The sequence below is a fragment of the Chryseobacterium lathyri genome, assembly GCF_003290185.1.
Taxonomy (GTDB): Bacteria; Bacteroidota; Bacteroidia; order Flavobacteriales; family Weeksellaceae; genus Chryseobacterium; species Chryseobacterium lathyri.
On sequence record NZ_QNFY01000005.1, the window covers coordinates 65684 to 79962 of the forward strand.

General features: G+C 36.3%; 11 protein-coding genes. 5 read left to right on the forward strand and 6 right to left on the reverse strand.

What is annotated here, in order from left to right; all coding sequences use genetic code 11:
* Positions 1–93 precede the first annotated feature (93 nt).
* From DRF61_RS07950 to DRF61_RS07975, 6 genes are all read right to left on the reverse strand, one after another.
* Positions 94–744 (reverse strand): response regulator transcription factor, encoded by a 651-nt coding sequence (locus DRF61_RS07950; protein ID WP_228452512.1) that lies wholly within the window; start codon positions 742–744, stop codon positions 94–96.
* Between the two features lie 224 nt (positions 745–968).
* The gene (locus DRF61_RS07955; protein ID WP_111955784.1) at positions 969–1439 is read right to left on the reverse strand and encodes an OsmC family protein; all 471 of its coding nucleotides are present in this window, start codon (positions 1437–1439) and stop codon (positions 969–971) included.
* A gap of 78 nt (positions 1440–1517) precedes the next feature.
* Positions 1518–2921, reverse strand: coding sequence for a T9SS type A sorting domain-containing protein (locus tag DRF61_RS07960; RefSeq protein ID WP_111955786.1), 1404 nt, complete (start codon positions 2919–2921; stop codon positions 1518–1520).
* Between the two features lie 334 nt (positions 2922–3255).
* Positions 3256–4815: an Rne/Rng family ribonuclease gene (locus DRF61_RS07965; RefSeq protein ID WP_111955788.1), complete on the reverse strand. Its 1560-nt coding sequence runs from the start codon at positions 4813–4815 to the stop codon at positions 3256–3258.
* Between the two features lie 365 nt (positions 4816–5180).
* A complete protein-coding gene (locus DRF61_RS07970) occupies positions 5181–5471 on the reverse strand; it encodes an HU family DNA-binding protein (protein ID WP_002984212.1) in 291 nt (96 codons plus the stop codon).
* Positions 5472–5609: 138 nt separating this feature from the next.
* Positions 5610–6281, reverse strand: coding sequence for a response regulator transcription factor (locus DRF61_RS07975; protein ID WP_111955790.1), 672 nt, complete (start codon positions 6279–6281; stop codon positions 5610–5612).
* Between the two features lie 180 nt (positions 6282–6461).
* On the opposite strand from DRF61_RS07975, the gene tssO reads away from it, so the two are divergent.
* The 5 genes from tssO to DRF61_RS08000 all read left to right on the forward strand — a co-directional run bounded on the left by tssO (position 6462) and on the right by DRF61_RS08000 (position 14252).
* On the forward strand, positions 6462–6995 hold the full coding sequence (gene tssO / locus DRF61_RS07980) for a type VI secretion system TssO (protein WP_111955792.1): 534 nt from the start codon (positions 6462–6464) through the stop codon (positions 6993–6995).
* 16 nt (positions 6996–7011) lie between these two features.
* Entirely contained in the window at positions 7012–7539 is a 528-nt protein-coding gene (locus tag DRF61_RS07985; RefSeq protein ID WP_111955794.1) for a type VI secretion system transmembrane protein TssO, read from the forward strand.
* Between the two features lie 45 nt (positions 7540–7584).
* Positions 7585–8493 (forward strand): PKD domain-containing protein, encoded by a 909-nt coding sequence (locus DRF61_RS07990; protein WP_111955796.1) that lies wholly within the window; start codon positions 7585–7587, stop codon positions 8491–8493.
* 44 nt (positions 8494–8537) lie between these two features.
* Positions 8538–10937 carry a type VI secretion system protein TssR domain-containing protein gene (tssR, locus tag DRF61_RS07995; protein WP_111955798.1) on the forward strand — a complete coding sequence of 800 codons (2400 nt, stop codon included), beginning with the start codon at positions 8538–8540 and terminating at the stop codon, positions 10935–10937.
* Between the two features lie 819 nt (positions 10938–11756).
* Positions 11757–14252: an ATP-dependent Clp protease ATP-binding subunit gene (locus tag DRF61_RS08000; RefSeq protein ID WP_111955800.1), complete on the forward strand. Its 2496-nt coding sequence runs from the start codon at positions 11757–11759 to the stop codon at positions 14250–14252.
* The last annotated feature ends 27 nt before the right edge of the window (positions 14253–14279 follow it).

A 14279-nucleotide genomic window follows, 5' to 3' on the forward strand; every position in this document is an offset into this window, starting at 1 on the left:
CTATATCTTAAAATTTACTATTCACTTCACCCCGAAAAAATTCCAAACCTTCAGGTTTGGAATTTTTTCGGGGTGAAGTGAAATTGGTTTTCATCAGTCGATAATGTGGTTTTCTAAGGCGTATTTTACAATTCCTACGGAATTTTTGGCATTTAATTTTAAGAGAATTCTTTTGCGGTGGGTTTCTACAGTATTGATACTTATAAAAAGCTTTTCAGAAATATCTTTACTGCTGAATCCGTCGCATATCAGTTTAAGGATTTCCATTTCTCTGCGCGTAAGGGGTTCTTTCATTTGCGGGTTCGGTTTTCCTTCCTCGCTGCTCATAAAGTTGATCATTCTTTCTTTGGCATTGTCACAGATGTAGATTTCGTTCAAAAGCAGAACATTAATAGATTTTAGAAATTCATTATATGTGCTGTTTTTGTCAAGGTAGCTTTTTATGCCTTTGTTAAAAAGCTTCCGGATGTCTGTCATATCGTAACTATTGCCTATGACAATAATTTTGATTTTTTTGTTTGTGGAGGTAATGTCTTCTACAAGTCTGAAAATATCTGTAAGCATCAGCATATTGGAGCTTATGACCAGAATTTCCGGAGGGTCTTCTTTTAATTGTTCAAATAAGCGTTCATAAGAATTACAAATGTCAATCGTGTTAAAAATTTTGCTCTGTGAGAGCAGTTTTGATAAACCTTCAGTATACAGTAGCGGCTCATCAAAAATGATTAGTCTCGGTTTCATCATGGTTAGTTTTATTTATATAAAAATATAAAAAAAACTTTACATTTTAAATAAAAATAACAATTAATTGTATTTTTTTACATATAAAATGATGATAAAATATTATTTTTATTGATTATTTGATAAATAATTCTCTTATTGTGGAGTTTTGAACATTAATTTTAGAGTTATTGTAGTTAAAACTTAGTATTAATGGTGTTTTAATTGAATTTAAACCAGACTAAAAATTATTTAACTAACACGGTAGGGATATGTTGTACCGGAAAATTGACTGACTTAGCAATAAAGCAAAATTGTCCTGCCTTGTGATGGAGTTCTTTTGCTTTTTCGATCATTGATTCTTCCGTAACAGTAACTGTAGGATGTAAGGTAACTGATGTAAAGTGGCCGCTTCCATCCGCCGTTTCGGTCATAATTCCTGTGGCTTCATCCGTATAACTGGTAACGATAATACCTTCTTCTGAACAGAAATGAAGATACCATAGCATATGGCAGGAAGAAAGAGAGGAAAGGAAAAGATCTTCGGGATTATGTTTGGTTTTGTCTCCACGGAATGCAGGATCAGAAGAACCTTCAATGAGTGTCTTGTCTGCAATCTGAATCGTATGACTTCTTTCGTAGGTTCTATAGCTGCTGGTTCCTGTTCCCTTGTTGCCCGTCCAGACAATTGTTGCTTTGTAATGGTGTTCTTTGCTCATTTTAGTAGGGAGATAAAAAAAGTATCTGCTAAAATTAAGCAAATACTTTTTAATATATTTTATAAGATAGTTTGAATCCTAATCTTTAATAAGTTTCCTGGAAATAATTTTTCCATTTTCAAAACTGATTTTTGCAACATATACTCCTTTCGACAAATCTGAAACAGTTGAATTGCTTTCTTTTATGGTTTTTATAAGTCTTCCATCAACAGAATATATCTCTATTTTAAGCACTTTTTCTTTTGAAGAATAAACAAGGTTTTTCTTAACAGGATTTTCAAATGAAAAAGCTGAAGTATCCTTTGCTGTATTTGCAGTCGCCAACGAGTTATTTAGCAAGAATTTCATTATACTATTTCCTCTTACTGCAAAAATATTAGTATCATTTATGATCATATCACCTATGAAAAACAGTCCATTAGTTGTTTCAGAATAATAATTGAAAACAGGGTCAATGTTCCCGGTTGAAGTAAGTTTGGAAATAAAAAACTTTTCCATCATAGAACCAGTTATTCCTGAAATATAATAATTGCCATTTTTTTCGGTTATTGGTAAAGATAAGTTAGCACCCTCTGTACTGGTGAAGGGGAAAGCATTGATATCAAATATAAAAGAACTGTCATAAACTCCATTGGAATTTATCCTGAAAATTTCATTATCAATGTTTGAACAAATAATATTGTTACTGCTGTCCATAAAAGCTGCATTAATGAGCCCTGGTGAAGAAGGAAAAGCTAGAACCCCATTGTTGCCAAAACTTGTAAAAGGCTGCCCGTTACTATTATATTTTTCTATTGCTCCAGTTGGGTTACTTTGGCCACTGATAAGACTTATAATATTCGATTGGTTGTCTAAGAAAACATTAGCTCCTGCAGTTTGGATAGCTCCGTTGTTACCAAAGGTATTATCAATAGTGCCATTTTCATTTAATCTATATACAAGAGAATAGCCTAAAAGTGATCCAAAATTATTAAAAGCTGCCCCATAAACAATTGGTTTATTGTTTTGTAAATATAAGCCGTATCCCAAAGTATTTGAATCCGATCCAATATAAGGGATAGTACTTATCCCATTAGTACCGAAAGACGGGTCTAATTGCCCATTAGGGAGAATCTTTGCTACAGCGGTGCCATCATCATAAAGACATACTATGAAAAGTTTACCGTCGGTATGTTTTTTCAATTGGGTATCATATGAGTTGTATGGAATTATAGTTTCCCCGTTATTTCCAAAAGATAAGTCAACAATTCCGCTAGGCGTAAGCTTTGATAATGCAGTTTCGGGATTTCCTGAAATATTGTCTTTGAGATAGGTGAAATAAATACTCCCGTCAGTGTTCTGAATAATCTGTGTGTTGGAAGAACTACTGGCGGTGGGAATTAAATATTTACCATTTAATGCAAAACTGCTGTCATACGAAATAATCTGTGCGGATACACTTTGAATTACCATAAGTAATCCCAGTAATAAAATTTTTTTCATTATTTATATTTAAGATTTTATATTAATCTACTGTAACCCAAATGACTTTTTTCAGTTCTGAAAGTTTTGCCCTTTAGTTTTGCAATTTTATCAAGAAAGTTGATTTAATGCAAAATAGCAGCTATGACATAAATATGACAAGAATTTAACTTACATGTAGTCAGATTTTTAATTTGATAAAAAATGTTGAGTCTAAAATATGTTTAATTGATTGTCTAAAAGTGTAGCATGTCTTAAATATAATTACCCCAATAGAATCAGAGGCCGTTTCTTATATTTATGAGCGGAAATAATAAAAAAACCTCCAGACAAGCTGGAGGTTTAGAATTTTGTGTTAATTAGAATATCCAACCAATTCTTCTTTTTTCGAATTGTAAATCTTGTATTCTAAATATTTGAAAGAATCCCGTGGAATGATGGTTACCCATTTTTTATACTTGATGAACCATTTCATCTGGATGCTTTTGATTCCTTTGGTAAGGTAGGCTTCAACGAAAGGGTGTACATGCAGGTAAAGTTTTCCTTTATCCTTCTGTATAATGTTTCTTATGGTTTCCTCCATTCTTTCCACGATTACAATCGGAGCTATAATTTCTCCGTCTTTGTTCGGGTTTTCTTCTTTGGTTTCGATCTGTTTTTCCGGGCGGTTTCTTTGTCTGGTAATCTGGATGAGCCCGAATTTGCTCGGTGGAAGAATCTTATGACGTGCTTTGTCGCGCTTCATTTCTTCTTTTAGATGTTCGTACAGATCCCTTCTGTGTTCAGGATTCTGCATATCGATGAAGTCGATTACAATGATGCCTCCCATATCACGGAGACGAAGCTGTCTGGCAATCTCGGTGGCTGCCATTTTGTTTACCTTCAGAGCGTGCTCTTTGTTTACAGAGGCTCCGGTTGTGATATTATTTCCGGAGTTTACATCAATCACGTGAAGTGCTTCTGTATGCTCTATAACAAGGTAAGCACCTTTTGAACTTGGAATATTAACGTGTTTTCCGAAACTCTGTTTGAGTTGTTTTTCAACGTTGTAATATTCGAGAAGAGGAATGTGGGAACTATAAAACTGGACAATATTCTTTTTTTCCGGAGCAATGACCTCCACGTAGTTGGTCATTTCGTCTGCCATCTGTTCATCATCGCAAATGATGCTTACGAAATCCTGGTTGAAATTGTCTCTTAAAATAGCTGAAGCTTTGTCTTCTTCGCTTAAAACTCTGGCCGGAACCTTACTTTTCTGAATATTTTTGAATGTGCTTTCCCATTTTTGGATCAGCTGATTCATATCATTATGAAGGTCTGCTACTTTTTTTCCTTCCGCTACTGTTCTTATGATGACACCGAAACCTTCAGGCTTGATGCTGTCAATAAGTGTTCTCAGTCTTTCTTTTTCCTCAGTAGTCCTGATTTTTTTAGAAATGGAAACTTTATTGTCGAAAGGGATCAGGACCAGAAAACGTCCTGTTAAAGAAACCTGGGTAGAGATCCTGGGACCTTTAGTGGAAATAGGTTCTTTAGTAATCTGAAGCAGAACAAGATCATCTTTTGCAATGACTTTGTCTACGGTTCCGTTTTTGTCTATTTCGGGTTGTATCTCGAAATTCTTTAAGCTTGAAGTGCTCTGTTTTTTAGAAATAGTATCTTTTAAAAACTTTCTGTAGGTGAGGTACTGTGGTCCCAGATCCTGATAATGCAAAAAAGCATCCTTATCGTACCCGATATTTACGAATGCGGCATTTAGGTTAGGTGCCAGTTTTTTTACTCTTCCTACAAACAGATCTCCAACTATAAATTCGCTTTTGTCCTCTTGCTCATGAAGTTCACATAGTCTTCCGTCTTCCAGTAGTGCAATCTTTGTAAGATCATCTTCATGCGAAACTATTAGTTCTTTCTTCATTTTGTATAAGATAAAAATTTATTAAGATTATAGGAAACTGGGGTATTTTTTAGCAAATAAATAATTTTAAATATAAGAATTTAGAATGAAATTGCTCTATCTTTTTAAAAATATCTGCAAAAGCCTTTTTTTCCTTGAGAATCTTATAGTTGCAAACAAAAATATAGTCGGTGAACTCTAAATAAATAAAACCACCAACTATATTATTATATTGTAAACCTCGAAAAAAAGAGATTATTTTTTCTTATGTCTGTTTGCTCTTCTTCTTTTCTTTCTTTTGTGAGTTGCAACCTTGTGTCTTTTTCTTTTCTTTCCGCTTGGCATAATTTTAATTTTTTAGTAACTAGTTAATATTCAGTTAATTTTTATTTTACTGCGACTTTTGTTTTTACTTTCTCTACAAAAGATTTTGAAGGTTTGAAAGCAGGAATGTTATGAGCAGGAATTTCAATTGCAGTGTTCTTAGAAATATTTCTTCCTGTTTTAGCAGCTCTTGTTTTAATGATAAAAGATCCAAAACCTCTCAGATAAACGTTATCCCCATTATACATAGAAGTCCTGATCTCCTGCATAAAAGCTTCTACAACTTTCTGTGTTTCATTCTTTTCTGTTCCCAACTTATTTGAGATGGTGTTTACCAATTCTGCCTTTGTCATTTCCTTTTTTAATTTTAAATTTTAGGTGTGCAAATTTAGTTAAAAAAATTGAATACTAGCAAATTAGTGGCAAAATATTTTTGCTTAAAGAGTTGGAGTTTTTATGTTTACTCTATATTAATATTACGTTAAATCTTTCTACATGCTGGAATTATAGTAACCATTTTCCACGCAGAAACGGATAAGATGCAGCTTTGTTTTCAGCCCCAGCTTTTCCGTAAGCCTGTTAATATAAGTATCAATTGTACGCGTGCTAAGGTTCAGTTTTTCAGCGATTTCCTTGTTGCTGTAACCTTCGTAGCAGAATTTCATAAGCTGTATTTCGGTGGGGCTCAGTTCTTCCTGGCCCTTCTTCTGCCTTTCCATATAGTTCTGTACTGCCAGCGGCTGTTGTTCCCATTCCTTAGAGTACTTTTCGTAATCAAAGCCGTCAGATGCAATACTTCCTTTAATGAGATCTTTTATAATAGTGCTCTTTTTCTGACAATAATAGATATTCGGGATTTTGGAAAGGATTTCAGCCATATCTTCCTGGTAGGTGCTGGAATACGTTACAATAGGAGTTTCCGTATTGTTTTTCCTGATGTATTTTATAGCCTCTATCCCGCTTAATACCGGCATAAACAGTTCTATGATAAACACATCTTCCTGTCTCCTGTAAATCCTGTTCACAAGTTCATGGCCGTTATTACAGTCATTCAGAAGCATATAGAAAGGGTTTTCCATAAGTGTTTTGATCATGATCTTCTTAAAGTAGAAGTCACTGTCAGCTATAGAAAACCGGACTGTGTTTGATAATAATTTACTCACTTTTAATATCGATTTGGTATTTGATATTTAAAATTCAGAGGCCTAATTTAGGAAAAACTTATGAAAGGTAAAATTAATCTTAACTTAATTAGGGTTTTCACGAAATTACATTAGGGAAAATACGTATTGTGCATAAATTTTTTTTTTTATATTTTCACAGGCCAAACAAATCACAAACATATGTCTTCTAACAGGGAAAAAAAACTAAACAAATCTGATGTCAGAGCAGGCATTTGGAAGTTTATTCTGTCTTTCACCGTTTTGTCGGTGGTATCTTTTCTGTGTTTATTCTTCTTTTTTAAAAGCTACAGTATACAACGGGAAGGAATCGTGCGAGATGCTGATGCCTATAAGGAACTTATGATGAGGGGTGACGTTCTCAGGGATCATGTAGATAAAATATATGACCAGATGAACCAGCTTAACATCAATAAGGTAGAAAATGATGTTTTCCTCAGAACCAGAATTATGGATGATGTGATGGAGGCGAAAAACATTATGGGCAAAGACAGTGCTGATAATTTCAAGCATTATGCCGTTCTGATGAAACAGATAGAGCCTATGCTGAAATTGAAGAATGATATTATAGGAGTAGAATCGCAGAAAAAGATTGTCCTCAGGGATCTTGAGGAATGTATAGCAAAAGTAGGAAGGGCCAACGGCCAGCTTAAAAAAGATCCTACAAGGAATTTTACAGGAGGAAGAAGAAGATAATAAAAAAATAAAGCATATGCAGGGATCTATTACATTATCTAAGAAAGAAAGGCACTATCAGTTTTTTTATTTAATACTGATGCTTTTAGCAGCTATGATATTCTTCGGAATTATCTTTTTAAAAGGTTACGATTCCCCATTTTCGGAAGAAGATGTAAGGGGAATACAAAGTCTGGAGCAGAAGGCAGCATTCGAAAGCCAGCAAAAAATCTTACAACCCGAAATGGACAGTACCTATGTTCTCATCAGTAGAATTGCAGACAAATCCCCGGAACCTTTCGCCGAAAACAATATTTTTAATGGAATTAACGGCCTTGCGAGTCATTTTCAAGGTAATAGCAATATCATGGATATCCGTAAAGATGCATATCCGCAGATTGCTAAATTCTACAAAATGTATTTTGAGGACAAAAAAGTTATTTCTACCACTACAGAAGATGTAAAAAAATTCGAAAAAGAAGTGGAAGACTGCAGAATCGGTTTTAAAGATAAACAAAACCGCCTTTATGAAAGAGAAAATGCGCTAAGGGCAAGAACCCAGTAAAAGAAATAAACATTAAAGGAATAAACACATCACAATCACTTAACTATGAATTATTTTCAAAAAAACAAAAAGAACATTATTATTGGTGTTATCGCAACGCTGCTTATTGCGGCACTCATTGCGTTATGGCTGCAGAAAAAGGTAATCCATTCTTCCGATGATATTGTAGGAGTAGTCTATCCTTCATCACTCTCTGTAGGAGATACCCTTTTATTTGAGGATAAAACCCAGTTCGCAAAAACCAAGAGATGGAATTTTGGGGACGGAACAACTTCAGACAAAAGTACCGGAATACACTTTTATAATAAACCGGGCTATTATTCGGTAAGCTTGATTATTGATAACAAATATAGCAAGACTTTCCCTGTAATGGTTTCGGCCAGATACCAGAAGCCACAAGACAGTGCGAAGATCAGTACCGTTATTGAAGCTCCTGCACAGGCAATGCAGAACGAAAATGTACAGTTCCGTGCCGTTTCGGAGGCTACACAGTTTGCATGGAAGTTTGGCGAAACAGGCAATATAGATGCTAAAGAGAAGATGGCCATTTATTCTTATAAAAAACCGGGAGATTACCGTGTGGCATTATTCACAGAGGAAAGTCAGGAACCTATTTACCACCTTATCAAAATTCTTCCGGCTTACAACTCTTTGCAGGAAGATGAAATACCTGTAGAAGATTCCTATAAAAAGGTTGATGATGACTTCAAATATCACCTACAGCAGATTGCCAACGGGAACAGTTTTAATATGCATTATAACTACCTGTTGAGAACCTATCTCTGCAACAACGAAAACACGGTAGTGAAAGTAAGCGACAGTAAAGCAAATAACTTCTATATGTACTGTGCAGGGCTTCAGTTTGACAAAAACGTTGTCATCCAAAGTGTAAAAGTGAACTTAGATGATAAGCAGAACTGTGTAACGAAGGTAGATATAAACCAAAGCAAATAATAGAGTCCGGCATCCGGATACACCAATCATTAAAATAAAATAGGATGAAAAATAAATTTCCTCTAGCAGCATATTACATAGGATTATCAGTATTGTTGGCAAGCTGCCAGGTCAAGCTGCCGTCTAAAAGAACTCCTGAGCCGTCACAATACGGGCAGGTAGACAATTCGCCGGTAGTGAACGGATATCCAAAAAAGTCGGTCCCATGGATCGTTATTTCAGACAGGTCCAGAAATACGGCCTATCTTGATAAAAGTGACGAAAAATCTTACAAAGAAGTTAAGTTTCTTGAGCCTTTAATGGTTCTGAAACATAGAGACGGAATGGTAAAAGTAGCGGAATACGTTCCCGATGCCCTGATGAAAAAGGTTTCATCAAAATCCATTAAAACCTATGGCTGGATCCCGGAATCCGATCTTCTTTTATGGAACAATTCTTTGAAAAGCGAAAAAACAGGTTTCCCTGTAAGAGTCGCTGTAGTCCCGAATCACAGCGAAGTCATCAGAAGTGCAGAAAGATACTATAAGAATGATTCCATCATGGTATTCAATTCTCCAAGCCTTATAGAAGAAGCCAAGGTCAAAATTCCAAACGGACAGATGGTATATGTTTACAAACAGGCCGAAAATAATAAACGTTTTCTGGTAGGTAAAAAGCCTTCTGTTGATATAGACAGTATCGGCACTAGTTTATACGGATGGGTAAATGCCAACGTAATCTCTGCATGGGGTGAGCGTTCTGCCGTAAAGCTCAAAAATGATACGCAAGTTACAGAGTCTGCGTTAGGAATACATGAAGGATATCCTGGTGCAGCAGACGCAGAAAGCAGAACCGCAATTCTTCTTACGGATACCAATAAGAGAACGCCTCTTGAGAATATTTATCCGGTAAATTTAGCATTAAATGAAGCTCCCACACCGGACTCCAAAACGAAATACTTCACCAATATTTTAGATTACAGTAAAAATTATGTATTCAATGTTTTGGGAGAAGAGATTTATTTTGACCGTTACAGAGAAATCACGGAAAGAGATAAAAATATCAACATCGTTTTTGCTCTGGATGTAAGTGCTCCGAATGCTCCGTATGCCCCGATCGTTAAATCTCTTCTTCAGGATCTGCAGCTTAGATTTGAAAAGCCGTCTTATTTCAATGGCGTAAAATACGGCGTTGTTTTATATAAGAACAATCCGTGTGGAGAAAATGTCATGACTTCTAATTTAAGTACAGATTACAGTAAAATTACAAAGTTCATTGACGAAAAAACCAATGAAATGAATTGTGCAAGCAACAGCGGATATCAGCCGGTTGGCGAAGCGCTTTCTGCTGCTGGAAACCTGCTCTCTAATGTTCCGGATGAAACCAATATTGTCGTAACAGTAGGAACCTCTGCCGATCAAAGTGGAAACATGTACAACGTGATCAGCTCCCTTACACAGGCACAGGCCAGGGTGATTATGTTTCAGACCAGTGCAAGATCATCCGATACCTACAACGATTTTGTATTGATGTCTGAAAATGTAGTGACCAATACTGCTAAAAATATTGCTGAACTGAAAAAACAGAAAATCATCAACCAGAGTGATGTTCTTACCAAAAATAACTTTAACCTTGTGGAAGGCGATGCCGGATTCTTCTCACTGGATTATCCTAAGCAGAGTATGTCCCAGGGATTTGTCATCTTCCCTAAAAAAGGCGATGTTGCAACACCTGGATACCTGAAAAAATCTGTGGACAGCCTTATTGCGCAGGTAACTCTAGACAACGAAACGATTGATAAATCTCTGAATGAGTATTTCCACTCCTCGGTAGGAGCAGGAAGAACAGATGTAGATCTGAAATATAAATATCTCTTCCCAGGTCTTACCAATCCGGTTTCTGCAGGAATTGCAGCACAGCTGATCAATTATGGAAACCCGTTCCTTGTAAAAGGATATATCCCGAAAAATCTGAAAGAATACAAACCGGGCATAGAAAAAGGGATTCTTATCTCTGAAACGGAATATGATAACTTAAAGAACTTCTATACCGAAGTCTATCATAAGACTGAGCCTGAAAGAGCAGATTTTAGCCAGTCAAGAGCCATTAAGGAATATATCAAACTTCTGAAAAAATATAATCCTACCTTAACATTCCTGGATAAATCTGAACTGTATGAAAAACCAATGGCTTACGCAGTCGGATTAAGTACCGGTTTTGATAATTCTGAAGATGAGCTGATGTCAAAATACAAGCTGAAAGGCTGGAAAAAATCTAAAATTGTTTTAAAGGAAACAGTAAGAGCATATTTCAAGAATTATAAGAATCTGGCAGAACATATGCTTTCCCACAGAAGCAATCCGGCAGTGAAAATCCAGCAGAACGGACAAACTTTCTACTGGCTTAATGAGTACTTTATGCCGACCACTCAGACCATTGAGGAGCCGGAATACACAAAACATTAATCATTTTAATAATATCATATCAAAAGCAGGAGTATAACTTCTGCTTTTTTTGTGTCTAAAAAATTATATTTTCCTTAATTTTTTTAAACAACAGGTTCACAAACTCCCCTTTTAGAACTCAAAAACAGAACCCGAAAACTTCGCTATTTCTCATTTAAGTGTAAAATCTCTCTTTTTTCTCTACAGTCCAAAAGTTGCAAACAGTGTCCTGGTGACTTCTAACAGTGATTCTTAAATCCAAAGTCGTAGAATTACTACAAAATGTGAAATTTATATCAAAATACTTTTAGAATAGAAATAAGCTCTATATATTTGTTAAACAAACACCACATCACAAAATATTAATAGTGAAAAAATTTACGGTTATGGCAGGGAATTCAGAGCTCATAATGTTCAATGACAAAAAATAACAGAAGTTGTTGAAATTACAATACAGATGATCACCGGGTTGCAGCCATATAACGAAGACACACTATTACACATCAACATTCATAAAAAAGATCGTCCTCTAAAGACGGTCTTTTTGCTTAAAGTATTAGCTGGTTACTTTTATATTGACAGGCATACAGCAATATGAATAAAACAGAATGTCGCAAAAAAAAATAATTTCAACGAACATAAAATGTTAGCGGAATTTCAGAAATATTTGATTTCATCACCAGAAAACTTATTACATCTCTAATCAAAGAATTAACTATCTTTATCCAACATACATTTTATATAAAAAAGATATATTTGTAAAAGGTATATTTTGACAGATTGCACCAAATAATCTAAAAAATTAAAAGAAACACAACATATTAATATTAGAAAATTATAATGGGAGTACTAGTAACCAACGAAACAGTAAAACAGCTATTTCATATTGCTCAGTCAATAGCAAAGGAAAACTATAATGCTACATACGGCGGTCCGCACATTCTGCAGGCCTTGATGCATAAAGATATCGGCCTCAATGAATTCCTTAAAAGTATTGATAAAGATCCCGGCTACTTTTATGAATGGGCAGACGTCCGCATTGAAGATTATCCAAAAACAGCCCATCTTCCGGATGAAGTACGTCAGGATGAAGCTGTAGATACCCTTACAGAAGAAGCAGACGATATACGCTTAAAATTGGGACTGGACGAGATCACGCCCATCTGTATTCTTACCGCTATCGTAAAACCTCAGGTCGTTTTTTCACTGCAGCAGCTGAAGTCGCTTCCCCTGAGAGAACATGAAATTTTCAACTTATATAGAAAAGATACCCCTTTCGCTGTATCCGAAGACGGTGATTTTTCATCACTTTTTTCAAACGGGTCAGATTTTACAGACTCCTCATTTCCGTCAATCAAAAGCTACTGTGTAGACAGAACGGCACAGGCCAGAAAAGGCGACCTTGAAAACATCATAGGAAGAGATAAAGAGCTCAGAATGCTTGTTGAGATCCTTTGCCGAAGAAGCAAGCCGAATGTTATTATCATTGGCGAGCCGGGTGTAGGAAAAACAGCTTTAGTAGAAGGTTTTGCCATAGAAATCACCAAAGGAAATGTTCCTGAAATGTTAAAAAATGCAACCCTTCTCGAACTTGACACCGGAGCATTATTAGCTGGAACTTCTTATAAAGGTGAAATTGAAGACCGACTGAAAAAAGTCATCACTGAATGTAAAAAAATCGAAAAAGCGGTCCTTTTTATTGATGAAATTCATACCCTTCTTGATCCGAAAGGAAGCATTGGAAATGTGGCCAACCTCCTTAAGCCTGAACTGGCAAGAGGTGAAATTACCGTAATAGGAGCCACAACACAAGAAGAATACAGAAAGATCATTGAACCGGAACAGGCTTTCAACCGTCGTTTTGAAGTTCTGACAGTCAATGAGCCGGATGAGCAGACCTGTGTGAAAATGATAGATGTCCTTCTCGACGGCTACAAAAAACATCATGGCATAGAAGTAGAAAAAAACTCCATTCCCGAGTGTGTACGTTTGGCAAAAAGATATGCAAAAGGCAAAAAACTGCCCGATGCAGCCATTGATTTGCTGGACCGTACCATGGCCGCCATTAAAATGCTGGATGAACTTTCAGAAAAAGAACTGGCAGACTGGAAAGAAACTTATGAGTCTATTTTAAAGGAAGAATTTACCGACAGCAAAGACCAGGCTAATGAGCTCATCTGGAATTATAACCTCCTGAGAGATAAAATAAGTCCTATTCTTTGGGGATCATTAAACGAACAGCCGGTTATCGACAATTCCATGCCTGTTGATCAGATCCACAAGATCATTGATGATACCTATGCAGAGCTTTTACAGCATGCAGCTGTAAAAAGAGAAAAAGTAGACCGTCTGGAACTGGCAGCAGTAATGGCGGCAAAAACAAATATTCCAATAGGCAAGATTCAGGCTCAGGAAAAAGAAAAGCTCCTGAATATGGAATCTCTTCTGCTGAACAGGGTAGTAGGTCAGGATCATGCTTTAAAGATCCTGTCAGACGCCATTGTTGAAAACCGAAGCGGACTGAACAAGCCGGGACAGCCTATCGGGTCATTCTTCCTTCTGGGACCTACCGGTACAGGGAAAACCGAGTTAGCAAAATCTATGGCAGAGCTCCTCTTCAATGATGAGAAAGCCATGGTACGTTTTGATATGTCCGAATTTAAAGAAGAACATTCCGCAGCATTACTGTATGGAGCGCCTCCGGGTTATGTAGGGTATGAAGAAGGAGGAATGCTGGTTAATAAAATAAGACAGCAGCCTTATACCGTTGTCTTATTTGATGAAATTGAAAAAGCCCACCATTCCGTTTTTGATGTATTCCTACAGATCATGGATGAAGGAAAAGTTCACGATAAACTGGGAAAAGAAGGCGACTTCAGCAATGCCCTGATCCTTTTCACTTCAAACATCGGAAGCGAAGAGATTGTAAAACAGTTTGAAGAAGGAAAAGTTCCGGAATCTTCCACACTGATGCAGATTATGTCCAATTCAGGGAGGTTCAGACCGGAGTTCTTAGCCAGGATCACAGAGATTATTCCTTTTGCACCGATCACAGAATCTATTGCAGAAAGAATTTTCAATATCCAGCTGAAATCACTTCATTCCTCACTGACAAGATTGGGAATGACCTTAAAGATCAGTGACGAAGCTGTGAAGAACCTTGCATTGGGAGGCTTCAGCAGCAAATACGGAGCAAGACAGATCTCCGGAGTAATCCGTGCACAGCTGGCAAGACCGATTTCTAAAATGATCGTAAGAGAAGAAGTGAAATCCGGGCAGACCATCCATGTAGACTGGAATAATGAAGAAGAAAAGCTAAGCTGGAAAGTAGATTAAAAAATTATAAAGGAAGCCTGTTTTGAT